The following is a 25748-nucleotide window of genomic DNA, read 5'->3' on the forward strand; positions in this document are numbered from 1 at the left end:
ATTCTGTGTGACTGCGTCGTCTTCTGTGAAGACAGTTGGCCGGTTCGTTATGAGGGATTTCCGAACCGCTTCAGCGCGCCCGGAAGCCGCGAGCCGAGCGGCGCCATGTCGCCGTCCGCTCCGTGCCGTGCGAGCAGGTCCAGGGCCAGTCGGCCGCGCCGTACGCGTTCCTTGGCCGTGGACAGCGTGAGGTCCCGCATGTGGTTCCCGTAGGGGTAGATCCCGGGAGCCTTCGACAGGCCGAACTTCAGGTAGAGCGGTGCGCCGCGCCGGATCAGCTCGGCGACCTCGTACATCCGGATGTAGCCGCCGAGGTCGTCCGGGGCCTCGATGTACATGTCCATGGGGGCGGCGGAGACCCGGCGGATCTCGGTGAGGTGATCGAGCGTCAGGTCGCTCGGCACGTTGATCGAGTCGCCGCCGAGGTTCTCGTACACGGCGTACGCCGCCGGGTTGACCGGACCGATCAGAGCCGACACCTTGAGCGTCGTGTCGGCCGGAAGGATCCCCGCGACCCGCGCCCGGTGCAGCGTCCACAGCACACCCTCGTCGGCGACGAGGAGGCACTTCACACCCAGCTCGGTGGCGCGTACGGCGTCCTCGACGCACCCGGCGACCGCGTCATGGCCCCGCGCGCGCAGCCCGCCGCCCTTGGAGTCGGTACGGGTGGAGCCGCCGATGTCCCACGTGCCGCGCGGGCCGGTGAAGAGGCAGAGCTCGATGTCACGCTCGGCGGTGGCTTCCACCATCTCGGTGATCTCGGCGTCGGTGAGCATCCAGATGCCGCTGCCCTGGCTGATCCGGTGGATCGGCACATCGAGGCGCGAGGACTCCTTGAGGACCACGGCGAGCGCCTCGGGCCCCTCGACGGAGGGCACCTCGGTGCGCCAGCGGCCACCGCCGGGGAAGGTGTGCGGGGAGGCGTCGGAGGGGTCGAGGGCGGGCGCGCCCAGGCCGAGCGCGGCGAGGGCCTGCTCGCCGGGTCGGCGCGATGCCGGGGCAGTGGTGTCGGTCACTGAATGTCCTTCGCGTTCGATATTTCGGACTGGGTTCGCAGCTCTGGGTACAGCAAGATTGTGGGTGTACGCCGGTACGGAGTCGTCAGGTACCCCGTACCGGCGTACGGCTCAGGGGGCGGTCATGGCCGCAGCAGGACCTTTCCGACCGTCGGGTCGCCGGACCCCACCAGCTCGATGGCCTGGGGGAACTGCTCCAGCGGCAGCTCGTGGGTGACGAGCGGCAGCGGATCGAGGAGCCCGGCCCCGAAGACCCGCACCGTGTGCGCCCAGGCGTCCGGCGCCGCGCCGAACACGGTGTGCACCTCCAGCTGGCGTACGACGAGATCCGTCGGGTCGAGCCCGTCCGCGCCCGGCGCCGGGATCCCCGTCAGGACCAGCCGCCCGCCACGCCGCAGCAGTGCGGCGGCGGTGCGCGCCGCGTCCGCGGACCCGGCGGTCTCGATGACTACGTCGAAGTCGTCGGGGAGGTGCTGGTCCTTGGTCCGGAAGTCCGTGGCGCCGAACTGCTTGGACAGCTCGGCCCGGTCGGGACGGGTGCCCACGACGAGCAGTTCGGCCGGTGAGGCCGCCTTCAGGAACTGAACGGCGAACATGCCGAGCGTCCCGGTGCCCACGACCGCGACCCGCTCACCGGGAACGGCCCTCGCCTTGAGCGCGGCGGCCGCGATGCACGCGGCCGGTTCCAGCAGCGCCGCCGCCGTCAGATCCGCGTCGTCCGGGAGAACGTGCAGCAGACGGGCGGGGAGTGTCAGCGTGGTGGCCATGGCGCCCGGCTGGGTGAAGCCGGTCTCCTCGTACCCCGCGGTGCACAGCGTGGTCTCGCCCGCGTGACAGCGGTCGCACACCTGGCAGTTGCGGAAGCCTTCGCCAACCACCTTGCGGCCTACGAGACTTGAGGGAACGCCGTCCCCGACCGCGGCCACCGTCCCGGACCACTCGTGGCCCGGGGTGAGGGGGTAACGGACGTACCCCTCGGGCCGGTTGCCCTGGAAGACCTCACGGTCGCTGCCACAGATCCCGGAGGCGTGCACCCGGACCAGGGCCTCGCCGGCCTCCGGCTGCCGAGGCTCGTGCGGCACCAGCAGGTGCCGGCCCGGAGCCTCGATCACCACGGCGGCGCTCACTGGAGCCCCCTGGAACCGGACCGGCGGGTGCTCACTGGTCCCCCTTGGGCTTGCGCTGCTCCCAGCCCTCGGCCCACAGGTCGAAGCGAGCCTGCTGCTGCGGGAACTCCGCCGCCGCGTCCACGTCCAGCTCGACACCGAGACCGGGCTCGTGGGACAGGTGGAAGCAGCCGTCCTCGGGGTTCACCTGGGGGGCGCCCTTGACGACCTTCTTGATCTCCGCGTCCGCGAAGTCATTGAAGTGCTCAAGGATCTTGAAGTTGGGTGAGGTGAAGCCGACCTGGAGCGAGGCGGCGGTCAGCACCGGCCCGCCCACGTTGTGCGGGGCGACCAGCGTGTAGTGGGTCTCGGCGGTGGCGGCGAGCTTGCGGGTCTCCCAGATGCCGCCGATGTGGCCGACGTCCGGCTGGATGATGTCGACGGCCTGGCTCTCGAAGAGCTCCCGGAACTCGATCCGGTCGTGGATGCGCTCACCCGTGGCCACCGGGATGTCGACCTTGGCGGCGACCTTCTCCAGCGCCTTCAGGTTCTCCGGCGGGCACGGCTCCTCCAGCCACGCGGGCTTGAAGGGCGCCAGCTCCTTGGCGAGGCGGACGGCGGTGGAGGGCGAGAACCGGCCGTGCATCTCCAGCATCAGCTCGGCGTCCGGCCCGATCGCGTCGCGCACGGCCTCGATCAGCGAGACGGCGTACAGGCTCTGCTGGTGGTCCAGCTCGAAGTGGCCGGTGCCGAAGGGGTCGATCTTGAGCGCCCGGTACCCGCGCTCCATGACGCCCTGTGCCGCCTTGTGGTAGGCCTCGGGGGTGCGCTCCGTGGTGTACCAGCCGTTGGCGTACGCCTTGACCTTGTCGGTGACCTTGCCGCCGAGCAGCTGCCAGACGGGGACGCCGAGGGCCTTGCCCTTGATGTCCCAGCACGCCATCTCGATCACGGCGATGCCGGACATCACGATCTCGCCGGCCCGGCCGTAGTCGCCGTACTTCATGCGGCGTGTCAGGTCCTCGACGGCGAACGGGTCGGACCCGAGAATGTGATTGGTCTTCGCCTCGTGCAGGTAGCCGAGCAGTGCGTCGGTGTGGCCCAGCATGCGGGTCTCGCCGACTCCGGTGAGTCCCTCGTCGGTGTGCACCTGCACGTAGGTCAGGTTCCGCCACGGCGTTCCCACCACGTGTGTGCTGATTCCCGTGATGCGCACGGTACTCCTTGTCCTCTTCGAGTCTGACTGCTTCGAGTCTGGCTGTTCGAGATTTCGTAAGGCGTTCGAAATTCTGTCGCGACAGTAGGGACGACCCAGTTGGAGTGTCAATGGGTCGAACGGGTAACGGTTTCGGTTCGGCGGTCGGGGTGGGGGTAAATGGGGGGAAATGTCCGGCACTTGAGGCCTGAAAAGTGGCACTCATTGTGCGCGTGATGACCCGGATGTTCGCCCGTCCAAGGCGGATTGTGGGCTGTTCCGGCGGGGCGGCGGTCCACGTGGGACGGGCGTCGACCGATCGATTCCGGCCGTGGGGGGTGGGGCGGGCGGTGGCCGGTCCGCGCGGCCGGAGCTGTCGAAACATGGTCATGGCGGGCGAATCGGCCCTCGCGCCGCCCCGGCTCAGGGTGGCGGGCGGCCCGCGTCAACGTGTTCGGGCCAAGGGGTGTTGCCGGCCGGGACGCGCGTCGGAACGGGCCGCCTCGGTGACACTCGGCGACCGGCGCGTTATGCAACCGTGATGACCGACCTGGCGCAGCCCTCTTGACCGCCATGAATTGTTAGCGCTCACAATGACGTCCGCGTTCACCAGTCGTCGTCCCGCGGAATCCAAGGAGGTGCGAGCGTCGTGCCCGAAGTGCGCCAACTCGCCTTACCGCCTCGTGTCCTGGGGCGTTGCGGAACCCCGGCGTGAAGCCGGCCGAGCGGATCCGTCCGCCCGCGGAACAGGTCTTATCGGCAGACGACCGCCAAGGAGGTGCGGCCGTGACCCACTCGCAGTTGCGGCCGCCCACCATGGCCGACGTGGCACGCCTGGCCGGTGTGTCCCACCAGACTGTCTCCCGCGTACTGGGCGATCACCCCAATGTGCGGGACGCGACCCGGGCCAAGGTGCTGCGTGCGATCGAGGAGATGGGCTACCGCCGCAACTTCTCCGCACGGGCACTCGCCACCCGGCGCACCCGGACCCTCGGAGTGGTCGCCTCCAGCACCACGCTCTACGGGCCGGCCAGCACACTGTTCGCGTTGGAGGAGGCGGCGCGAGCCCAGGGGTATCTCGTCTCCACGGTCAGCCTGCGCGAGCTGACGGTCGAGACCCTCGCCGAGGCGCTGAACCGGCTCAGCGAGGGCGGGGTGGAGGGGGTGATCGCCCTCGCCCCGCAGCGCTCGGCCGTCCAGGCCCTCGCCGAACTCCGCCACCCCTTCCCGGTGGTGGCCGTGGGCACCGGGTCCGGCGCCGAGATCCCCAGCGTCAACGTCGATCAGTATCTGGGCGCGCGGCTGGCCACCGGCCATCTGCTGGCCGCCGGCCACCGCACGGTCTGGCACCTCGCCGGACCCGAGTCCTGGCAGGAGGCGCTGGATCGCACCGTCGGCTGGCGGGAGACCCTCGAGGCGGCCGGCGTCGAACCGCCGATGCCGCTGCGCGGGGACTGGAGTCCGCTGTCGGGCTACCGGGCCGGCCAGGAACTGGCGGGCTGGGTGGGCAGGGGGCTGACCGCCGTCTTTGTCGCCAACGACCAGATGGCACTGGGGGTGTTGCGGGCCCTGCGTGAGGCGGGGGTGCGCACTCCCCAGGACGTCGCGGTGGTCGGCTTCGACGACATCCCGGAGTCGGAGTTCTTCGCCCCGCCCCTCACCACCGTCCGGCAGGACTTCTCGACCGTGGGCCAGCGGAGCATCGCCCTGCTGCTGGACCTCATCGAGGGCCGGACCCCGTCCGGGACGTCCACGGTCGAACCCCAACTCGTCGTCCGTGCCAGTACGTTCCCGTACATCCCGCAGTCGGGGGCGGCGCCCGGCTGACGCTCGACCGGCGCCTCGCCGGCGCTCCATCCGCCTTCATATGACCGATATTTCGAACAATGATCGACAGGCTGGACGCGCCGCGGCCGGCCGGTCTCATCGAGTGACAACCGAGTCCCAGGGGCCCATCCCCGGACCGGCTCTTCAAAGGAGAAGACACATGCTCAACAGACGGAACTTCCTCACCGCGGCAATCGGCGTGGCGGCTGCGGGCACCCTGGCGGCCTGCGCCAAGGAGGACGGCGGCACCTCCGGCTCCTCCGGCGGCAGCAAGACGATCACCCTCGGCTTCTCCCAGGTCGGCTCCGAGAGCGGCTGGCGCAGCGCCAACACCGACTCGGTGAAGTCGGCCGCCAAGGAGGCGGGCTACAACCTCAAGTTCTCCGACGCGCAGCAGAAGCAGGAGAACCAGATCTCCGCGATCCGCAGCTACATCGCGCAGAAGGTCGACGTCATCGCCTTCTCCCCGGTCGTCGTCACCGGCTGGGACGCCATCCTCAACGAGGCCAAGGCCGCGAAGATCCCGGTCGTCCTGACCGACCGGTCCGTCGAAAGCGACGAGTCCCTGTTCGTCACCCTGGTCGGCTCCGACTTCACCGACGAGGGCCGGCGCGCCGCCAAGATGCTGGAGAAGGTCCTGGAGAAGGCCGGTCACAAGGGCCCCGTGAAGATCGCCCAGCTGGAGGGCACCACCGGTGCCGCCCCGGCGATCGAGCGTGCCAAGGGCTTCAAGGAGGTCATGGACGCCGACCACGCCGACGACTGGAAGATCGTCGTCAGCCAGACCGGTGACTTCACCCGCGCCGGCGGCAAGCAGGTCATGGCGGCCTTCCTGCAGTCCAACCCGGACATCGACGTGCTGTTCGCGCACAACGACGACATGGGTATCGGCGCCATCCAGGCCATCGAGGCGGCCGGCAAGAAGCCCGGCAAGGACATCCTGATCGTCACGGTCGACGGCGTGAAGGACGGCTTCATCGCGATGTCCGAAGGCAAGATCAACGCGATTGTCGAGTGCAACCCGCTGCTCGGCCCCCAGCTGATGGAGGTCGTGAAGAAGGTCCACGCCGGCGAAACGGTCGAGCGCTGGATCAAGACCGAGGAGAGCGACTTCATGCAGGACCAGGCCAAGGACGCGCTCCCCACCCGCAAGTACTGACCACCGCACCCACCGCTAGGAGCCTCTGGCCGGCCGAAGCCCGGTCGGCCAGGCCCTGTGGGCCTGCAGCAGCTCGATACGGGGCGTAACCACCCAACACGGACTGAGTTCCCCCACCGGGTAAAGCCGGTGGGTCCCCCTCACTAGGAGAGGTATGGCAGAGCCGAGGCCCGTTCTGGAGATGACGGGCATAGTCAAGGAGTTTCCGGGGGTACGGGCTCTGTCGGGCGTCGACTTCCGGCTCTTCCCCGGAGAGATTCACGCCCTCATGGGCGAGAACGGCGCGGGGAAGTCCACGCTGATCAAGGTGCTGACCGGGGTTTACTCCCTGGACGGCGGCACCGTCACCCTCGACGGCAAGTCGGTGCACATCGGCAGCCCGCTGCAGGCGCAGCAGGCCGGCATCAGCACGGTCTACCAGGAGGTCAACCTCTGCCCCAACCTGTCGGTGGCGGAGAACATCTTCATCGGACGTGAACCCACGCGCGGGGGCCGCATCCAGTGGAAGCGGATGCGCAAGGAGGCCGCGGAGCTGGTCGACCGGCTCGGCCTCGACATCGACGTGACCGCGCCCCTGTCCTCGTACCCGCTGGCCGTGCAGCAACTGGTCGCGATCGTACGGTCGGTGGGCACCGGCGACAGCGACGGAGAGGGCTCCGGCACCAAGGTGCTGGTCCTGGACGAACCCACCTCCAGCCTGGACCGCGACGAGGTCCTCGAACTGTTCCGCCTGATGCGGCGCCTCAGGGACGAGGGCGTCGCGATCCTCTTCGTGTCGCACTTCCTCGACCAGATCTACGAGATCTGCGACCGCATGACCGTGCTGCGCAACGGCACCCTGGTCGGCGAGCACATGGTCCGCGACCTCGACCAGGTCGGGCTGATCGAGCTGATGATCGGCAAGGCCCTGGACCAGCTGGAGGAGCTGCACGAGCACCAGCTGCGCTCCGACGTCGGCGAGACCCTGCTCGAGGCCGAGGGGCTGGGCCGCGCCGGCGGCATCGCCCCCTTCGACCTGGAGATCAAGAAGGGCGAGGTGATCGGCCTCGCCGGGCTGCTCGGCTCGGGCCGCACCGAACTGGCCCGGCTGCTCTTCGGCGCCGACCAGCCCGACAGCGGCAAGGTGACCATCGGCGGCAAGCAGGTCTCGATGAGCGCCCCGAACGACGCCATCGGTGCCGGAGTCGCGTTCTGCTCGGAGAACCGCAAGACCGAGGGCCTCGTCCCCGATCTGACGGTGCGGGAGAACATCATCCTCGCCCTCCAGGCGGCGCGCGGCTGGACCCGGCCCATCCCGGCCGCCCAGCGCGACGAACTCGTCGCCAAGTACATCAAGGCGCTGGACATCCGCCCCGCCAACCCCGAGGCCAGAGTCGGCCAGTTGAGCGGCGGCAACCAGCAGAAGGTGCTGCTCGCCCGCTGGCTGATCACGCAGCCGCAACTGCTGATCCTCGACGAGCCCACGCGCGGCATCGACATCGGCGCCAAGGCCGAGATCCAGAAGCTCGTGGTGTCCCTCTCCGAGGACGGCATGGCCGTGCTCTACATCGCGGCCGAGCTGGAGGAGGTCCTCCGCCTCAGCCACACCATCGGCGTACTGCGCGACCGCAAGCTGGTCGCGCGGCTCACCAACGGGCCGGAGATCACCACCAGCAAGATCCTGGAGACCATCGCGAGCGGAGAACACCAGTGAGCACCCCATCCGTGGCCACGACTTCCCGATGGCGAGCGCTGACGCACCACAACCTGTTCTGGCCCGTCGCGGTCCTGATCGCCCTGCTGCTCGTCAACGTCCCCTTCACACCCGACTTCTTCGCGATCAAGATGACGGACGGCCACCTCTACGGCAGCCTCGTCTCGATCGTGCTGTTCGGCTCGCCGCTGATCCTGGTGGCGGTCGGTATGACCCTGGTCATCGCCACCGGCGGCATCGACCTCTCCGTGGGCGCCGTGGTCGCCATCACCGGCGCCCTGACCTGCTCGTACATCAGTGATCAGGCCGATCAGAACGCCCTGGCAGGAGTCTTCCTGGCCATGGGCATCGGGCTGGTGGCGGCGGTCGTCTGCGGCCTGTGGAACGGCTTCCTGGTCGCCCGGATGGGCATCCAGCCGATCATCGCGACCTTGATCATCATGGTCGCCGGACGCGGTGTCGCCCAGCTGATCACCGACGGCCAGATCATCACCATCAACAGCGAGCCGTACAAGCTGATCGGCGGCGGCTACTGGCTGACCCTGCCCTTCTCCATCTTCGTGGTGGCCGCGGTCGTGGCCGTCACGGTGGCCCTGACCCGCCGTACGGCGCTCGGCCTGCTCGTGGAGTCGGTCGGCGGCAACGCCGAGGCCAGCCGCCTGGTCGGCATCCGGTCCCGGCGCATCAAGATCATGGTGTACATGTTCTGCGCCCTGTGCGCGGGCATCGCGGGCCTGATGATCAGCTCCAACACCTCGGCCGCGGACGGCAACAACGCCGGCCTGTGGATCGAGCTGGACGCGATCCTCGCGGTCGTCATCGGCGGCACCTCGCTGCTCGGCGGCCGGTTCTCGATCGGCGGCACGGTGGTCGGCGCCCTCGTGATCCAGACCCTGACCACCACGATCTACACCATCGGCGTGCCCACCCAGACCAACCTGGTCTTCAAGGCCGTCGTCGTCATCATCGTCTGCCTGCTGCAGTCCCCGAAGTTCCGGGCCAAGGTCTTCGGGGCCAACGGTCCCAAGGGGCTGCGCCGGGCCGCCGCCCCGGCTCCGGCCACTCCCGCCGCCGACGCCGCCCCGAAGATGGAGGTGTCGCGATGAGTGCGACCACCAAGACCCCCACGGTGCCGGAAGGCCGTACGGCGTCCCAGGCGTCCGCGGTCACCCGCCTGCTCGGCGACCGGCGGCTGCCCGTCCTGGTCACGGCCGCCCTGTTCCTCGCGATGTACATCACCGGTCTCAGCCGGTACCAGAACTACGGGTTCGCCGAACCGCAGGTCTTCCTCAACCTGTTCATCGACAACGGCTATCTGCTGGTCGCCGCCGTCGGTGCCACCTTCGTCATCCTGTCCGGGGGCATCGACCTGTCCGTGGGCTCGTTGATCGGCTTCACCACCATGTTCACGGCATGGCTGGTGGAGCGTCAGGGTCTGCCGCTGCTGCTGGTCATCCCGCTCGCTCTGGCGGTGGGTGCGTTCGGCGGCTTCCTCATGGGCTATGTGATCCACAACTTCGAGATCCAGCCGTTCATCGTGACCCTCGCCGGCCTCTTCCTCTTCCGGGGCCTCTGCCTGGTCATCAGCAAGGAGTCCATCTCCATCAGCGACTCCACGGTGAGCAGCATGGCCCAGACACGGGTCTCGCTGGGACTGGGGGAGCTGTCGATCGGCGCCATCGTGGCCCTGGTCGTCCTCGCCGCCGCCTTCTACATACTCCACTACACGCGCTTCGGCCGCCGGGTGTACGCCGTCGGCGGCAACGAGCAGTCCGCGCTGCTGATGGGGCTCCCGCTGGGCGGTACGAAGATCGCCGTGTACACGATGAGCGGCTTCTGCTCGGCGCTGGCCGGCCTGCTGTTCATGCTGTACATCCAGTCCGGCGACCCGCTGCACGCCGTCGGCATGGAACTCGACGCGATCGCCGCGGTCGTCATCGGCGGCACGCTGCTGACGGGCGGCTCCGGCTACGTCCTGGGCACCCTGTTCGGTGTCCTCGTGCTGGGCCTGATCAAGAGCATCATCCAGTTCGAGGGCACGCTCAGCTCCTGGTGGACGAAGATCGCCACCGGTGTGCTGCTCTGCGCGTTCATCCTGATCCAGCGGGCGATGACGGCCCGTAAGCAGACCTGACCCGAAGGGCGCTCCGCACCGACGCGGCCCGTCACCCGAGCGGTCCGTCACACGCCTGCCGTGCGACGGACCGCTCGGCGTTTTACGGAACCCGGCGGCGGAGGGATCGCGGCGAATGGTCTGGCTTGACCTCAACTGAGTAATCCGGAAAGACCAGTTCCGCACATAATCTTCACGAGAGGCTCTAGGAACGATCCCTGTGCGGAATCTAGTCTTCCCGCGTCATGGACTACTGCCACCCGTGCCGACGGCACCTGAATGGCGCCCTCGCCTGCCCCGGGTGCGGCGCCGCGATCGACGAGCTACGCGTGTACGCGAGCGCGGGTGACGCGTATCCGCAGATGTCTCCCATGGTCCAGCAGATACCCGCCCAGACGGCCGTGCAGGGCCAGTACGGTGGTGCCGGGTACGGCGGTGGCGAGTACCGGGACGAGTACGCCGCCCAGGAGGGCGCGTACCGGGACGGCGACGACGGCACCGGCGACGCATACGCGGGCAGCGACGACGGTCGGGACGGCTACGACGACGAGCCGGAGAATGACGACGACCGCAACGAGCTGGACGATCTCGACGACCTGGACGACGACGAGGAGGAGTCCGCGGGCGGCGTGAGCCGTCGTGATCGCAAGGCTGCCGCGCACCGGCGCCGCCGTCGCCGGGCCCTGTTGATCGCCGCGGGATTCGTCCTGGCCGCCGGGGGTCTGAGCCTCGCGGAACTCGGCATGGATGCCCCGGGCTCCAGCCCGAAGCCGGCGGCGGCAGGGGACGAGTCGGCGGAGGGTGCGGCGTCGGAGGAGGTGTCCGCGTCTCCGGGCGCGACGGACGGGACGACGCGCACGGACTCACCGTCCCCGGGTCCCTCGACGTCTCCCTCGGCTTCGAAGTCGCCGAAGAGCGAGGACGACAAGAAGAAGGACGAGGACAAGACCCCCGACAAGAACGCCCCGTCGGCCACGACCGGCAACGGCGGCTCCGGCACGTCCACCTCGGCCCCCACCGCCACGTCCGGGCCGCAGGACCCGGCGCCGACGGAGGAACCGACCGCGTCGGTCCCGACCCCGGACCCGAAGCCGACGGAGACGTGTGAGCGGTTCCTGTGGTGGTGCACGTGAGTCGCTGGCGCATGTGAGCCGGTGACGCACGCAAGCCGATGGCGCGCGTGAACCGTTCACCTTCGCGAATCTCGACGCCCCACCTCACCTGTTCCGGGTGATCCCACCGGTGCGCCGGGCTGTGACGATGCGGGGCAGGAGGTCCGGTCATGGCCACGATGCACGACGATCCGCTCTCCCCGGCCGAGCGCGCGGCACTCGGCAAGGAGGCACGCGCGCGCGTGCCGCGCTCCGCCCACGCCGTCCACGAGTCCGACGAGAAACGGCCGGACCCCATCGACATCATCGAGAGGCAGTCCGCCGCCCGCGTTCCCGAACTGGTCCCCGTCCGGTACGGCCGGATGCTCGAATCGCCGTTCCGCTTCTACCGGGGAGCCGCGGCGATCATGGCGTCCGACCTCGGCGCCGCGGCGCACACCGGGCTGTTCGCCCAGCTGTGCGGCGACGCGCACCTGCTGAACTTCCGGCTCCTCGCCTCCCCGGAACGCCATCTCGTCTTCGACATCAACGACTTCGACGAGACCCTGCCGGGCCCGTTCGAGTGGGACGTCAAGCGGCTCGCCGCGAGTCTGGTGATCGCCGGCCGGGCCAACGGGTTCCCGGCGAAGGAGTCCGACGGCGTGGTCCGCGCCGGAGTGGAGTCCTACCGCGAGCGCATGCGGGAGTTCGCCGGCCTGCGCACCCTCGACGTCTGGTACGCGCGGGACGACTTCGACCAGATCGCGGCGCTCCTGCCCGAGCCGCCCGGCAAGCAGGAGGAGCGGCGGGCCTCCCGGGCGGCGGCGAAGGCCCGTACCCGGACGAGTCTGCAGGCGGCCGCGAAGCTGACCCGTGTGGTGGACGGCGCACCCCGGATCGTCTCGGATCCCCCCTTGATCACTCCCCTCGCGGAGCTGCTGCCCGGCACAGAGGGCGAGGAACTGGCACAGGCCCTGCGGGAACTGGTCGCCGACTACGCCCACAGCCTGTCGTCGGAGCGGCGGCACCTGCTGAGCCGGTTCCACGTGGTCGACATGGCGCGCAAGGTCGTCGGGGTCGGCAGTGTCGGCACCCGTTGCTGGATCATCCTGCTGCTCGGCCGCGACGACGAGGACCCGCTGCTGCTGCAGGCCAAGGAGGCGGGCGAGTCGGTCCTCGCCCCCCACTGCGGCGCGAGCCCGTACGAGAACCAGGGCGAGCGGGTGGTCGCCGGGCAACGGCTCATGCAGGCCGCCGCCGACATCTTCCTCGGCTGGGAGCACGTCACGGGCATCGACGGCCGCGAACGCGACTTCTACGTACGGCAGTTGCGGGACTGGAAGGGCATCGCCCGCCCCGAGACCATGGACCCCGGGACCCTCGCCCTGTTCGCCCGGATCTGCGGCGCCTCCCTAGCCCGGGCCCACGCCCGCTCCGGCGACCCGATCGCCATCGCCGCCTACCTCGGCCGCGGCACCACCTTCGACCGCGCCCTGGTCGAGTTCGCCCGTGCCTACGCCGACCAGAACGAACGCGACCACCAGGCCCTGACCGACGCCGTGACCGAGGGCCGCGTCATCGCCCTGGCCGATCCGACGGTGTGACCCGGGTCGCCTCGGACACAGGCGCCTTCGGCTCGGACGCACCCTCACGTAGCCCGCGTCCCCCGGCGTCGGCGGAGGCGCGCGTGTACCAGTGGCCGTACCGCTGGGAGAGGGTCACGGCTGAGAGGCCCTGGAGGAGGATGCCGAGGGCGACGGTGACGGCGACCACCCGGCCCAGCGTCTGTGTTCCCGGCACATGTTCCTCGACGATGAGCAGGGCCAGGACGACGGACGCGAGACCGCGCGGTCCGAACCAGCCGATGTACGCGACCGTCGGCAACCGCAGCCCGCTGCCGAGCAGGGCGACGGCGACGGCGAGCATCCGCACGGCCGTCAGGCTGAGCACGGCGTACAGGACGATCTGCCAGGTCAGGTGCTGCAGCGCCGGGCCGATCAGCACCGCCCCGAAGACCATCAGGCTGATCGACGCCAGCAGCGCGCCGAGGTGCTCGGTGAACTCGGGCGTGCGGTCCGGGCCGTGCGGCAGGGTGTGCCCGAAGGCGAACCCGGCGACCCAGGCCGCGATGAAGCCGCTTCCGCCGGTGAGGACGGCCAGTTCGTACGCGGACACGGCGACGGCGAGCACGTAGACCTGTCCCCATGCCCGGGCCACCCAGCCGCGGGCCCGGGCCGCCCGCAGCAGCCGTCCGCCGATGTCGCCGGCCAGCAGGCCCAGGGCCGTGCTGAGCAGCAGGGAGCGCCAGAAGGCGCCCGCGACGCCCTCCTGCGCGTAGGACGTGCCGGGGACCCCGGCGGCGAAGACGATGAAGAAGGGCAGCACCAGGCCGTCGTTCAGACCGCTCTCTATGTTGAGGCCGTGGCGGACGACCGGCGGCACGGAGGGCTCGGTCACGGCGGTCTTGCCCACGGCGGCGTCGGTCGGTGCGAGGATCGCCCCCACCAGGGCCAGCTCCCACACGCTCAGCCCGGGCAGCAGCGGCCACGCCAGCAGCCAGCCGGCGCCGATGCACAGCGGAAGGCCGATGCCGAGCAGCCGGCCAGGCAGGAAGCCGCCCGCGACCAGGTCGCCGCGCCGCACGGCCATGGCGTCGGTGAACAGGACCAGCGTCAGGGCGGCTTCCATCAGAGCCGTGATCGGGGCGGCGTAGTGCTCGATGTCGACGACGTCGAGGACGGCGGGACCGATCAGGACGCCGCTCCCCGTGAACACGATCGCCGACGTGACCGGCGTGGCCGACAGCCGGCGCGATCCGAGGGCGTAGGCGGCGGTGACACCCGCCACCGCCAGCCCCGCCCAGGCACCATCGCTCATCGCGCCGCCCTCCTCAGGCCTGGCGCCCCGTCCCCTGCTCCATGGCAGCAGGGGACGGGGCGGCGCGTCCTCACCCGTCGAGGGTGACGACGGGCGCGGCCCTCGGGGATCAGTCTCGGGGGTGTACGGCTGCGCGCCGCAGCCCGGTGAGGAAAGGAGGTCGGCCATGGGCACCACCGCTCGTCCCCAGTACCGAGAGGGGGCGCAGGCAGCCGCCACCGGCCTGACGCTGTTCGCCGGAGTGATGCTGTTCATCTCCGGGGTCCTCGACGTCTTCCGGGGGATCATGGCGATCGCCGAGGACGATGTCTACGTCGCCACGCCCAACTACGTCTTCAAGTTCGACCTGACCAGCTGGGGCTGGATCCACCTGGCGCTCGGGGCGCTCGCCGTGATCGTGAGCTTCGGCCTGTTCGCGGCGAAGACGTGGGCGAGGGTCGTCGGCGTCGGCGTCGCGGCACTGCTGATCATCGCCAACTTCCTGTCCATCCCGTACTACCCGGTGTGGTCGCTCACGCTGATCGCGCTGTACGCGTTCATCATCTGGGCGCTGTGTGTGGTGAAGCGGGACACGTTCGCCGACTAGGACGACCTCGCCGTCCGTAGTCCGCCGGGCCCGGGCGCATTGCCCGAGCCACGGCATTCGCTGCGCCGGCCCGTACCGCGCTGGGCGCCGCCCTCGCCTGCCTGGTGGTGGAGGTCGTCGCCCTGGTCGTCGTGCGCCGCTTCTACCTGGACCATCTCCCGGCCGCCGTGCAGTCGGCCGCGGCCGCGGCGGCCGTCTTCGCACAGCCCACCCGTGAGGGGTGATGCCTGGGTGGACCGCCCGGCGCACCGTGAAGGCGTCGGATCCCCGAGCGCCGCGCGGTTGTCGCGGCAGCGGCCAGCGGAGGCGATCATGGACTATCCCCTGCTCAACGTGTTCCTGACCATGCTCTGGTTCTTCCTGTGGATCATGTGGCTGATGCTGCTGTTCCGCGTGGTCGTCGACGTCTTCCGGGACGACGCACTCAGCGGCTGGGCCAAGGCCGGCTGGACGCTGACGGTGTGTGTGCTGCCGTTCCTCGGCGTCTTCGTCTACCTGATCGCCCGTGGCCGCGGCATGGGCGAGCGCGAGCTGCGCCAGGCGCAGGACCGGGAGCGCGCGTTCCGGGCGCACGTCCAGCAGGCCGCCGCGGAGGGGCCCAGGACGCCGGGCGCCAAGGCGGACGAGCTGGGCAGGCTGGCCGCGTTGCACGACCGGGGCGCCATCAGCGACGCCGAGTACGAGCAGGCCAAGTCCAAGGTTCTGACGAGCTGACGAGCTGACGAGCTGACGCGGGGACGGGTGCCGACGTGGACGGTCTGAGTGTGCTGCCGCTGGCCGTGACCATGATGGTCGGTCCGCAGATCATGTCGGCGATCATCTTCGTCACCACACCCCGGCCCGTGCGGGTGTCGGTCGGATTCCTCGTCGGTGTCGCCCTCGCCGCCACCGCCGGCACAGCCGTCGCCCTCGGCCTCGCCTCCCTTTTCGACCTGGGAGATCCCGGCGACTCCGGATCGAGCGGCAAAATCATCCAGTATGTGCTGGTCGGTCTTCTCGCGGCGGCCGCGCTCAAGAACTGGATCCGGCGGGAGACCATCGAGCCGCCGAAATGGCTGGGCACGCTCATGTCGGCGGATCCTCGGCGGGCCCTCAAGGTCGGGCTGCTCGTCATCCTGCTGATGCCGTCGGACATCGTCGTCATGCTGACGGTGGGCACGAACCTGGCGCAGGCGGACGCGAACTTCGCCGAGGCACTGCCGTTCATCGGGGCGACCGTCCTCATCGCCGGGCTTCCGTTGCTGTCCTTGCTGGTGTTCCACCGCCGGGTGACCGCCGCGATGCCGCAGGTGCGGGACTGGTTGAACACCCACAGCTGGCTGATCAGCATCCTGGCCTGCGTGATCTTCATCGTGCTGATCCTCGCCTGACCCCACACGCCACAGGCTCACCGCAGCCCTCCACCCGCTCCGGGTGATGCCGCCCCTGGCCGATGGGCGCACTGTGGAGCACGTCAGGCTCCGAGTACCGCCTCGGCATCGCGGCGGCCGGAATGTGGAGGCAACCGTGGACTACCCGCTGCTCAACGCGTTCTTGACCATGCTCTGGTTCTTCCTGTGGGTCATGTGGTTCGTCCTGCTCTTCCGGGTCATCGGGGACATCTTCCGGGACGACGGCATGAGCGGATGGGCCAAGGCGGGCTGGACGGTCTCCGTCTGTGTGCTGCCGTTCCTAGGCGTCTTCGTCTACCTGATCGCCCGTGGCCGCGGCATGGGCGAGCGCAACGTGCGCCAGATGCAGCGGCAGGAGCAGGCGTTCCGCTCCTACGTCCAGGAGGCGGCCACCGGCGCCCCGGCGACCGGGGCGAACCGGCCGACCCGCGTGGACGAGCTGACCAAGCTCGCCGGGCTGCACGACCACGGCGACATCACCGACGCCGAGTACGAGCGGGCCAAGGCGAAGGTGCTCGCGGGCTGAGCCGTACGACGGACTGTGCCGTATGCCGGACTGTGCCGTATGCCGGACGCTGCCGTATGCGCCCGCGGTCGGCGCCTCACTCCGGAAGCCGACGGAACTCCGCCACGTGCAGTCCCAGTGACTGGAACCGGATCAACAGGCCGTAGAGATGCGCCTCGTCGTCGACCTGGCCGTACATCACGGTCTGGTGGGGGACGACGAAAGTGTCCAACTCGGGGAACGCCGTGGTCAGCTCGTCCGACATCTCCCCGTCGACGCGGATCTCGTAGCGCATGAACTCATGCTGGGCGACCGGGCGCCGGGTGGCATCACCCCGGCGAGGTGACACATCACAGCAGCCCGAGTTCGCGGGCGCGGCGGACGGCCTGGCCGCGCCGGGTGGCGGCGAGCTTGCGGTAGATGCTCTTCAGGTGCGTCTTCACCGTGTTGACCGACAGATGCAGATCGGCGGCGATCTCCTCGGTGGACATGAGCTGGGCCAGCCGTTCCAGGACGTCCCGTTCCCGCGCGCTGAGCGACTCGGGGCTCGGGCCGACGGCCTCGTCCCGCTGCCGCGGGGCGGCAGGCTGCGGCGAGAGGGTGCTGGTCAGCCAGGCATGGTCGCGGGTGAGCGCGGGCCGCTGGAGCAGCAGCCGCCTCAGCCACGGCCCGGCTTCCAGGAACGGCCGCCTGAGGTGATGCGGACGGGCGGCCGTCAGGGCCCGCAGGACCAGGCTCTCCGCGGCGGCGGTGTCGCCCAGCGCGTCGACGGCCTGCGCACGGGTCAGCAGCCCCCACACGTCGGTGACCGGTCCCTCGTTCCCGGGCTTTCCCTCGTTCCCGGGCTTTCCTTCGTTTTCGGGCTCGGGGAGTTCGTCGAGGATGCCGAGGGCCCGTTCGCTCTCGCCCGCGGCCACCCGTGCCCGGGCCTCGGCCACCAGGCTCTCCGGGCTGTGCGAAGCCCGTTCCTCGAAGACCCGCACCGCCGCCTTTGGATCGCCGTCGGCCAGATGCGCCGCGGCCGTGGCCATGGTGATGCGGTCGCTCACCCACGGGGAGGGCTCGGCGGAGTCCAGGGCCTGCTTCGCCATGTCGTCGAGAGCCGGCAGGGCTCCCCGGGAGTCGCCCCGCGCGACCAGCATCCGGGAGCGCAGGATCGCCAGTTCCACGGCGACGATGGGATCACGGGAAGCGGCGGATGTGGCCGCCACCTGGTCGAGATGGCCCTCGGCGGCCGTCAGGTCGTCGCGGTCGATGGCCACGGCGGCCAGCACGAGCTGGGCCATCCCGGTCCGGTCGGACACCGGCAGCCCCGATTGCTCCGCCTCGGCGACCGCCTCCCGGGCATGCGCCTCGGCCTGGCCGGGCCGGCCGTGCAGGAAGTCGATCAGTGCCAGTCGGCCGAGGGCCTCGTGCCGCGCGAACGCCGTCGAGCGCCCCTGGGCGGCGTCCACTGCGGCGGACAGAGTCGAGCGCGCGGCATCGAAGCGGCCCGCCCACAGCTGGGCCGATCCGAGGTCGGTGAGCATGAGGGCCGTCAGCTCCGGACGCCGTTCCAACTGGCCGGCCGGCAGAGCCCGCTCCGCCTGCGCGGCGTCCCTCGCCGCCGCCTCGGCCAGGTCCGCCGAGCCCGCCACCCGGGCGGCCAGCACCCGAAGCACCGCGCAGCTCAACCGCACCGCCGCGGCGTCTTCGGTGCCGTCGGCGCCGTCGTTCGGCAGGTTCTCCTCCGCACGACGCAGATACGCCATACCCTGGTCGACGTCGTGGTGGGCCAGCTCGCGCGCCGCGCGCACCAGGTCGGCGGCGGGCCCGGATGCCTCCGGGGCCATCCTGGCGAAGAGGCCGTCCAGCCGCTCGGCGGCCAGCCCGGTCAGCAGCCGGCCGATCGCCAGATGGCCGATGAGCTCGGCAGCGGCGAGCTCCCAGTCACCCGCGTCCGCCGCATGCGGCAGGGCCTCGTCGAGCAGGCCCGCCCGGCTCAGCCACTCGGCCGCCCTGCGGTGCAGTTCCGGCTCCAGGCCGGGGTGGCGCACGCGCAGATGCACCCGCAGGATCTCGGCGAAGAGCGGGTGCAGCCGGTACCAGGAGTGCCCGATGGGCTCGACGAACGCGTTCGCCCGTTGCAGTTCCTCCAGGATCGGCTCCGCGTCGTCCCGCCCGGTGAGGGCATTGGCCAGATCGGGGTGCGTCTCCTCGAGGATGCTGGTGCGCAGCAGGAGGTCCTGGGTCTCGGCGGGGTGGGCGCGGAGCACCTCGCCGAGCAGGAAGTCGGCCACCGTGCTGTGCCCGGCCTCGAAGTCCTTCAGGAAGCTCTCCGGGTCGTCGGCCCGCTGCGCAGCCAGGGTGCACAGCCGCAGCCCCGCCGCCCAGCCCTCGGTGCGTTCGGTCAGCACGCGCGCGGCCTCCGCCGACAGCGGCAGCCCGTGCCGGTCGACCAGGGCCACCGTCTCCTCGGCGCGGAAGGCGAGGTCGTCGGCGCGGACGTCGACGAGTTCACCGGCGGCTCGGTAGCGGTACAGCGGCAGCAGCGGCTCCGTGCGGCTGATGATCACCAGGCGCAGTCCGTCGCCGGCGTGGCGGAGCACGAACTGCAACTCGTCGGCCACCGCGGCGGCGCCGGCCACCCGGTCGAACTCGTCCAGGACGAGGGTCACCGGGCTGTCCCGGCCGTTCAGCCAGGCCGCGAGACGGGCCAGCAGCGAGTGGTCCACCTCGCCGGGCCGGGCCGGGCTGCCGATGTCGTCGGGCAGGACGACCCCGTGGTGCCGAAAGGCATGCAGGACGTAGGACCAGAAGACGCCGGGCGCGCTGTCCTGCGGCTCCACGGTCAACCAGGCGACGCCCCCCGGCTCGCAGACCGTGACCCAGTCGGCGACCAGCAGAGTCTTGCCGGCCCCCGCGGGACCGTTGACCAGGGTCAGCGGGCTGTGTGCCCCGTCGCTCAACTGCTCGACGAGCCGGTCCCTGCGTACGAACGTCGCCGGCACCGTCGGCACCGTGAGCCGTGCGGCGAGCACCGGATCACCGTCCGGAGTCACCGCCTTCGAGGTGGGATCGCCATGGCCCCCTCCGACGGAGCGCGCCTTCACGCTCATCACACCTCACGGATGCTTGAGCGGTACATCACCACGTTCCGATCCTCACCCCGCCCCGGGGCACCCGCAACTGGCGACTTACGGCTCAGGGCCTGTCCGACCCTAGGCGTCCACGCCCAGCATCCGCCGCAGCAGATCCCGCAGCGCCAGCCGCTCCTCCTCGGAGAGCCCCGCAAGCGGCTCCCGTGCGAACCGCAGTGACTCGCGCATGCTGCGGGCCACCTGCCGGCCCTCCTGCGTCGCCGCCGCCAGCTTCACCCGCCGGTCCGCCGGGTCCGGGCGGCGCTCCACCAGGCCACGGGACTCCAGGCGGTCCACGATGCCGGTCACGTTGGACGGCTCGCACCGCAGCCGCTGCGCCAGCTTCCGCATCGGCAGCGGCTCCAGCGACAGCAGGCTCAGCAGCCGCGCCTGCGCGCCGGTCAGCGCGTGCTCGGCGGCGGCCTCGTCGTACTCCTCGTGGTAGCGGGCCACGACCGCGCCGATGAGGTCGACGACCTCGAGGGTCAGTTCATCGGGGCGGCGGGTCTTCTCTGGAGTGGCCATGCTCTCAGGATAACCCGGTTACTTGACATCCTGAAATATTCAGGAGCATGGTTGTTTCACCTACTGAAGTAAACCGGAAAGGCGCGCCCCCATGATCAACCGCGAATGGCACCTCCTCTCCCGCCCCGTCGGCTGGCCCAAGGCTGAGGACTTCGCCCTGGTCGAGGCCGAGATGCCGACGCCCGGCGAGGGGCAGGTGCTCGTCCGGAACAAGTACCTCTCCGTGGACCCGTACATGCGCGGCCGTATGAGTGCCGCGAAGTCCTATGCCGCCCCCTTCGAGCTGGGCAAGGTCATGCAGGGCGGCGCGGTCGGCGAGGTCGTCGCCTCCAACGCCGAGGGCATCGCCGTCGGCGACCACGTCCTGCACTTCTTCGGCTGGCGCGAGTTCGCGGCGGTGGACGCGAAGAACGCCGTGAAGGTCGACCCGGACGCCGCGCCCCTCTCGACGTACCTCGGTGTGCTCGGCATGACCGGCCTCACCGCCTACGCCGGCCTGCTGCGCACCGCGTCCTTCAAGGAGGGCGACGTCGTCTTCGTGTCCGGTGCGGCCGGTGCCGTCGGCAGCCAGGTCGGCCAGATCGCCAAGCTCAAGGGTGCCTCCCGGGTCATCGGCTCGGCCGGCTCCGACGAGAAGGTCAAGCTCCTCGTCGAGGAGTACGGCTTCGACGCCGCGTTCAACTACAAGAACGGCTCGGTGAGCGAGCAGCTGCGCGAGGCCGCCCCGGACGGCATCGACGTCTACTTCGACAACGTCGGCGGCGACCACCTGGAGGCCGCCATCGGGCAGCTCAACGTCCACGGCCGGATCGCCATCTGCGGCATGATCTCGGTCTACAACAACACCGAGCCCGCCCCCGGCCCGAAGAACCTCGCCCGCCTCATCGCGACCCGCGGCCGCATCGAGGGCCTCCTCGTCGGCGACCACTACGACTTCCAGCCGCAGTTCGTCCAGGAGGTCGGCCCCTGGGTCGCCTCGGGCGCGCTCAAGTACCGCGAGACGGTCGTCGAGGGCATCGAGAACAACCTGGAGGCGTTCCTCGGGGTCCTGCGCGGCGACAACACCGGCAAGATGATCGTCAAGCTGTAGGTCTGCCTGCAGGTCAGCCTGCACGTCTGCCGGTAGGCCTGTGCTGGATTTTCGGCATGCGGTAACTTCTTTCCGAAATCCGTCGCGATCGTGGGCGCGAGTCGCGGCGGACCGAGGAGGAAGACAACCGCATGTCCATCCAGCAGTCCGAGGTCCTCTACACCGCCGTCGCCACCGCCGAGAACGGCCGCGACGGCCGGGTCGCCACCGACGACGGCAAGCTCGACGTCGTCGTGAACCCGCCCAAGGAAATGGGCGGCAGCGGCACCGGCACCAACCCGGAGCAGCTGTTCGCGGCCGGCTACAGCGCCTGCTTCCAGGGCGCCCTGGGCGTCGTCGCCCGCCAGGAGAAGGCCGACATCTCCGGCTCGACCGTCACCGCGAAGGTCGGCATCGGCAAGAACGAAGACGGGTTCGGGATCATTGTGGAGATCGCGGCCCACATCCCGAACGTCGACGCGGAGACCGCGAAGGGCCTCCTTGAGAAGGCCCACCAGGTCTGCCCGTACTCGAAGGCAACCCGCGGCAACATCACCGTGACGCTGGTCTGAGCCGTGACGCCGGTCTGACACGGTTCGTTGCTACGACGGAGGCCGCACCCCTGGACGTGGGGTGCGGCCTCTGTTGTGGCCGGTGCCCTCAGCTCGCCAGGGCTGCCCGGTGCACCGCCCTCACCAGCCGTTGGTTCTCCGGCGCCGCCCCGCCAGGGAAAGCACAACGCCGCCGGGTATAGCCGTACGCCAGCCCGCTCCGAGGATCCGCGAAGGCCTGCGAACCCCCCGCCCCACTATGGCCGAAGGCCCCCGCACCCAGGAACGGGTACCACGTGTCGGAGACCGCCTGGAAGCCGAGCCCGAAGGACTTGTGCGTCCGGGCCACCAGGTCGTACCCGGTCGAATGGATCTGACCGACCTCGGCGATCGTGTCCGGCTTCAGCAGCGGCGGCCGTCCGTCGACCTCGCTGATCGCCGCCGCGTACATCCCGGCGAGCCCGCGCGCGGCCGCGACCCCGCCCGCCGACGCCGGCCCCTTGGCACGCACCGTGCGGGAGTTGGCGTGGTCCACCGGCTCGCCCGGGTTCGGCACATGCGTGTTGAAGGCGATCGAGGCCAGCGTGTGCGGCCCCGTCGGCACCGAGTCCAGCACCGCCTGCTGCTCCGGCGTCGGCGCCATCGGCTGCACGGAGCGGTAACGGGGCTCCAGCTCCGCGGGCAGCCCGAGGTGGAAGTCCAGTCCGTACGGCGCCCGCACCCGCTCCTCGTACACCTCCTGGAGGGTGCGGCCCGTGGCCCGTCGTACGACCTCACCGGCGAGCGCGCCGATGACGAGCGCGTGATAGCCGAAGGCCGTGCCGGGGCGCCAGAACGGCCGCTGGTCCGCGAGCCGTTCGGCGATCGCGGCATCGTCGGCCAGCTCGTCCTCGGTGAACCCGGCGTCGACCCCGACCAGTCCCGCACGGTGCGCGAGCAGATCGCGCAGCGTCAGTCCGCCCTTGCCCTCCGCCCCGAACTCCGGCCAGTAGTACGTCACTTTGCGGTCCGGCTCCAGCGTGCCGTCCTGCACGAGGAGCGCGACCACGAGGTGGGCGGCGCCCTTGGTGGACGAGAACACGCCGTAGAGGGAGTCGGCCTCGCAGCCGTCACCGGTCCACAGGTCGACGACCCTATGGCCCTGCACATATGCGCACAACTGCCCCTCGTAGTCCGGGAGTTCGCCCGCGACGAAGCCGGCGAACTCCTCACGCACCTCCTCGAAGCCGTCCGCGACAGTGCCGTGGATCTCCTGCGTCATCCGCTCTCCTCACCTGAGCCACTTGCCTGTGCCATGGCGAACAACGCCCGTCCGACCTGGGCGAATTCACCCTTCGGATGATCGCGGAAGAGCGGCTCGGTGCCGAAGAGCACCGCCCGCGGGCCGCTGATCACCGAGGCCTGCCCCGCCGCGTCCGCGGGACCGCCGGAGCCGTCCTCCGTGGGCCGCCAGTGCCCCGAGACGAGCGGGTTCCCGGTGGCGTACGCCTGCTCGACCCGCACCTGCGGCCCGAGGTCGGTGAACCACACGGGCGCGTACACGAAGCCGTGCTCCGGAGCGCCGCCCGTCAGGACACCGCCCGAATTCACCACGCGTACGACACCGTTGGCGTCCCCGTTGCCCTCGACCGGCTTCGCGGCCAGCAGCCCGGCCGCCGAGTTGAGCGCGGCCCCCGTGGCACCGCGGCCGACGAGACCGTGCTCGCCGAGGAAGGCGTCCAGGGCCGCACGGGCGTCGGCGTCCAGGTCGTCGCGGTCGAGCCCCGCCGACACGAACAGCACGTCCACCTGCGACCAGTCGAACCCGGCGTTCAGCACCTCCGTCGAGACCGGCGTGACCTCGAAGTTCATCTCCCGCAGCGCGAACAGCTCACCCGGCGTGACGGCCGCGGCGACGCGGGTGCGGTGGAGCGGGGCGGTGCCGGTGAGCTTCGTCGCGTGGAAGGCGACGTCGTACGCGCGGGCGGCCTCCGCGGCCTGCCGGCGCGCCGAGCCCGGCACGATCGCGCTGCCGTCGGCGGCACGGCGCACCTGGACGCCCTGCCGCAGCAGGGAGTTGAGCGCGGCCACCTCGTTCGGGTCGCCGAGCCCCAGCCGCAGGTCGCCGCGCGGGGCGACGTACGCCACGGAGGCAGCCGCACGGACCGGGCGCAGGACACCGCCGTACGGCATACGCGGCAGGGTCTCCACCGCGGCGCCCCACAGCCGGCCGAGGCTCCAGCCCGAGATGTCGTACATCACCGAGACCTTGTCGCTGATGTCCCGCCCGTCCGCGAGGAGCACGTTCGCCAGGCCGCGCTTGGGCTGGTGCATGTCGACGACGTACGAGCCCTTGGGGTACGTCCGTCCGCCCAGCCGGAAGGCGTGGGTCGCGCGGGTGACCCGTACGTCATGGGCGAGGAGGTGGTCGACGAGCCGGGCGGCGGCGGTTCCGGCGGGCGGAATGACGTACGCGCGCGGGAAGGTGGTCGTGTAGACGTCCTCGGGGCCGATGCCGGGGACGCCCGGGACGGTCTCCGGCGACACCGGCACCTGCGCGGCGCCTGCGGCCCCCCGCCGGAAGACCTCGATCTGGTCGGCGACGAGCGAGGCGCGCTCGGACCGCACGAAGTCGAGGGTGGCGCCGGTGATTTGTGGGTTCGGGCTCCATGTGATCGCTGCCGGTGTTACGGTCGGGGTCCCGGCGCATGAGTCCGTGAAGGCACAAGCCCGGCATCGCCGGTGGACCCGGTTGTGTGCGGACGTTGAGGGCGTCAGGTGCGGGGCACAGTCGACTGCCTCTGCCACCCAACGGGTGGCTGGACGCGTACGTCGCATCGCAGCCAGCGGTGACCGTAGCGCAAGCCCACCGCGCCCAAGCGGTGGGCAGTTGACGAACAGGTCGTACTCCTGTTCACGGGGTGCGGGTACGCTGGCAGGCACATTTACGGTGCCGTTGACGTACCCGCACCAGTCCCGCGTCACCGGCGCGACTCCTTGTCGACCATGATCCGCCGCATCGCCCGCACCTCGGGCTGCGAGGCGGTGACGAAGTCCCGGTTCATGTCGAAGCCGTTCGCGTTCGTGCGCGTGCCCGCGATACGGCCGTCCGGGTTGGCGGTGATGTTGAAGTAGAGGCGGCTGTGGGAGAGCAGGTCGCGCGTGTCCGCGTCCTTGGCGGTGGCCAGCCGCTCGATGAGCTTCAGGGAGGCGTCGGTGCCCTCCCACTCGTTGCCGTGGATGTTGTTGTTGAAGAAGACCGGGGTTTTGTACGTCCGCTCGATCTCGGGGGACTTGGCGGCTACGGCCGGAGCGCCCTCGATGAGCTCGCGCATCCGTGCCTGGGCGCGGGTCTGACGGGCGGTCTCCGGGGCGGTGACGGTGACGAGACAGAGCCGGTGCCCGCCGGCCGAGCGGCCCGCGACCTCGACGCTCACCCGGTCGCCGAGGGCCTGGAGGCTGTTCAGCTTCGGTGCGATGGCGTGGTACGGGGTCAGGCCCAGCTTGATGGACTTGTCGGCCGGGTTCTCGGGGTCGGGGGTGAGGACCTGCCGGCGCGGGTAGCCGCGGCTGTCGTCGGCGATCGCCGCAAAGGCCGCTTCGGAGGCCGCCTCGGCGGTGCCGAGGGCCCGCTGGGCGGCGCTCGCGGGCGTCCGCGCCGCGTGTTGGTCGAGCGCGGCCTCGCGATGAACCTGGGGGCGGTCCGTGGGAGGGGCCGACGGCCGGGGTTCCGCACCGGCGGTGTGCGGGGTGAGGAGCAGGGAGCCCGCCGTGGTGAAAGCGAGGGCAGTGATCAGAACGGGGCTCGCAGGAACGGTTCTCGTCGTGCGCACGCGTACCTCCTCCGGAACTTCCTAAGATCGGTACGGCGAGGTGTACCTGTTCGACTCAACCGCAACAAGAGGGAGTTGGTGTCACGGATGCCCCGGATGGCCCCTCCCGGGGC

General features: G+C 70.5%; 21 protein-coding genes and 1 pseudogene. 13 read left to right on the top strand and 9 right to left on the bottom strand.

From position 1 onward, the window contains the following. Positions 1 to 47: 47 nt before the first annotated feature. The 3 genes from ADL12_RS27725 to ADL12_RS27735 form a co-directional block, all read right to left on the bottom strand. Positions 48 to 1016 (bottom strand): hypothetical protein, encoded by a 969-nt coding sequence (locus ADL12_RS27725; RefSeq protein WP_062706489.1) that lies wholly within the window; start codon positions 1014 to 1016, stop codon positions 48 to 50. 122 nt (positions 1017 to 1138) lie between these two features. Then, positions 1139 to 2143 carry a zinc-dependent alcohol dehydrogenase gene (locus ADL12_RS27730; protein WP_062706491.1) on the bottom strand — a complete coding sequence of 335 codons (1005 nt, stop codon included), beginning with the start codon at positions 2141 to 2143 and terminating at the stop codon, positions 1139 to 1141. 31 nt (positions 2144 to 2174) lie between these two features. Beyond that, entirely contained in the window at positions 2175 to 3338 is a 1164-nt protein-coding gene (locus ADL12_RS27735) for a mandelate racemase/muconate lactonizing enzyme family protein (protein WP_062706493.1), read from the bottom strand. A 765-nt stretch (positions 3339 to 4103) separates the two neighbouring features. Between ADL12_RS27735 and ADL12_RS27740 the strand changes: the two genes are divergently transcribed. From ADL12_RS27740 to ADL12_RS27770, 7 genes are all read left to right on the top strand, one after another. Further along, the gene (locus tag ADL12_RS27740; RefSeq protein ID WP_062706495.1) at positions 4104 to 5144 is read left to right on the top strand and encodes a LacI family DNA-binding transcriptional regulator; all 1041 of its coding nucleotides are present in this window, start codon (positions 4104 to 4106) and stop codon (positions 5142 to 5144) included. A 160-nt stretch (positions 5145 to 5304) separates the two neighbouring features. Then, positions 5305 to 6303 carry an ABC transporter substrate-binding protein gene (locus ADL12_RS27745; protein ID WP_062706497.1) on the top strand — a complete coding sequence of 333 codons (999 nt, stop codon included), beginning with the start codon at positions 5305 to 5307 and terminating at the stop codon, positions 6301 to 6303. Between the two features lie 154 nt (positions 6304 to 6457). Beyond that, a complete protein-coding gene (locus ADL12_RS57810; protein ID WP_062706499.1) occupies positions 6458 to 7996 on the top strand; it encodes a sugar ABC transporter ATP-binding protein in 1539 nt (512 codons plus the stop codon). 11 nt (positions 7997 to 8007) lie between these two features. After that, positions 8008 to 9102: an ABC transporter permease gene (locus ADL12_RS27755; protein ID WP_062706557.1), complete on the top strand. Its 1095-nt coding sequence runs from the start codon at positions 8008 to 8010 to the stop codon at positions 9100 to 9102. Continuing rightward, entirely contained in the window at positions 9099 to 10130 is a 1032-nt protein-coding gene (yjfF, locus tag ADL12_RS27760; RefSeq protein ID WP_062706501.1) for a galactofuranose ABC transporter, permease protein YjfF, read from the top strand. The genes ADL12_RS27755 and yjfF overlap by 4 nt, the downstream gene beginning before the upstream one ends. Positions 10131 to 10354: 224 nt before the next feature. Then, positions 10355 to 11242, top strand: coding sequence for an SCO2400 family protein (locus tag ADL12_RS27765; RefSeq protein WP_062706502.1), 888 nt, complete (start codon positions 10355 to 10357; stop codon positions 11240 to 11242). A gap of 149 nt (positions 11243 to 11391) precedes the next feature. Further along, a complete protein-coding gene (locus ADL12_RS27770; RefSeq protein WP_062706504.1) occupies positions 11392 to 12804 on the top strand; it encodes a DUF2252 domain-containing protein in 1413 nt (470 codons plus the stop codon). Here the strand turns inward: ADL12_RS27770 and ADL12_RS27775 are convergent. Further along, positions 12776 to 14077 carry a cation:proton antiporter gene (locus ADL12_RS27775; RefSeq protein WP_063806744.1) on the bottom strand — a complete coding sequence of 434 codons (1302 nt, stop codon included), beginning with the start codon at positions 14075 to 14077 and terminating at the stop codon, positions 12776 to 12778. The two genes, ADL12_RS27770 and ADL12_RS27775, sit on opposite strands and share 29 nt — an antisense overlap. 166 nt (positions 14078 to 14243) lie before the next feature. Between ADL12_RS27775 and ADL12_RS27780 the strand changes: the two genes are divergently transcribed. The 4 genes from ADL12_RS27780 (at position 14244) to ADL12_RS27795 (ending at position 16580) form a co-directional block, all read left to right on the top strand. Further along, positions 14244 to 14663: a DUF7144 family membrane protein gene (locus ADL12_RS27780; RefSeq protein WP_062706506.1), complete on the top strand. Its 420-nt coding sequence runs from the start codon at positions 14244 to 14246 to the stop codon at positions 14661 to 14663. A 312-nt stretch (positions 14664 to 14975) separates the two neighbouring features. Continuing rightward, on the top strand, positions 14976 to 15377 hold the full coding sequence (locus ADL12_RS27785; RefSeq protein ID WP_208614631.1) for an SHOCT domain-containing protein: 402 nt from the start codon (positions 14976 to 14978) through the stop codon (positions 15375 to 15377). Between the two features lie 35 nt (positions 15378 to 15412). Then, positions 15413 to 16033 (top strand): GAP family protein, encoded by a 621-nt coding sequence (locus tag ADL12_RS27790; RefSeq protein WP_079052316.1) that lies wholly within the window; start codon positions 15413 to 15415, stop codon positions 16031 to 16033. Positions 16034 to 16202: 169 nt separating this feature from the next. Continuing rightward, a complete protein-coding gene (locus ADL12_RS27795; protein ID WP_062706565.1) occupies positions 16203 to 16580 on the top strand; it encodes an SHOCT domain-containing protein in 378 nt (125 codons plus the stop codon). Positions 16581 to 16656: 76 nt separating this feature from the next. On the opposite strand, the gene ADL12_RS27800 is transcribed toward ADL12_RS27795, so the two are convergent. From ADL12_RS27800 to ADL12_RS27810, 3 genes are all read right to left on the bottom strand, one after another. Then, the gene (locus tag ADL12_RS27800) at positions 16657 to 16854 is read right to left on the bottom strand and encodes a hypothetical protein (RefSeq protein ID WP_062706508.1); all 198 of its coding nucleotides are present in this window, start codon (positions 16852 to 16854) and stop codon (positions 16657 to 16659) included. Positions 16855 to 16909: 55 nt separating this feature from the next. After that, on the bottom strand, positions 16910 to 19657 hold the full coding sequence (locus tag ADL12_RS27805; protein ID WP_062706510.1) for a winged helix-turn-helix domain-containing protein: 2748 nt from the start codon (positions 19655 to 19657) through the stop codon (positions 16910 to 16912). Positions 19658 to 19759: 102 nt separating this feature from the next. After that, complete coding sequence (locus tag ADL12_RS27810) at positions 19760 to 20203, bottom strand: MarR family winged helix-turn-helix transcriptional regulator (protein WP_062706512.1); 444 nt, start codon at positions 20201 to 20203, stop codon at positions 19760 to 19762. Positions 20204 to 20294: 91 nt separating this feature from the next. Here ADL12_RS27810 and ADL12_RS27815 point away from each other — a divergent pair, with 91 nt between their 5' ends. Continuing rightward, positions 20295 to 21293, top strand: a complete 999-nt coding sequence (locus tag ADL12_RS27815; protein WP_062706514.1) for an NADP-dependent oxidoreductase — start codon at positions 20295 to 20297, stop codon at positions 21291 to 21293. 131 nt (positions 21294 to 21424) lie between these two features. Next, positions 21425 to 21844, top strand: a complete 420-nt coding sequence (locus ADL12_RS27820) for an organic hydroperoxide resistance protein (RefSeq protein WP_062706515.1) — start codon at positions 21425 to 21427, stop codon at positions 21842 to 21844. Between the two features lie 88 nt (positions 21845 to 21932). Here the strand turns inward: ADL12_RS27820 and ADL12_RS27825 are convergent, their stop codons facing one another. Next, positions 21933 to 23084 (bottom strand): serine hydrolase domain-containing protein, encoded by a 1152-nt coding sequence (locus tag ADL12_RS27825; protein ID WP_062706516.1) that lies wholly within the window; start codon positions 23082 to 23084, stop codon positions 21933 to 21935. After that, positions 23081 to 25635, bottom strand: a pseudogene (locus ADL12_RS27830) (M14 family zinc carboxypeptidase). Before ADL12_RS27830 ends, ADL12_RS27825 begins: the two are co-directional and overlap by 4 nt. Positions 25636 to 25748 lie beyond the last annotated feature (113 nt).

Source organism: Streptomyces regalis, from assembly GCF_001509475.1.
Lineage (GTDB): Bacteria > Actinomycetota > Actinomycetes > Streptomycetales > Streptomycetaceae > Streptomyces > Streptomyces regalis.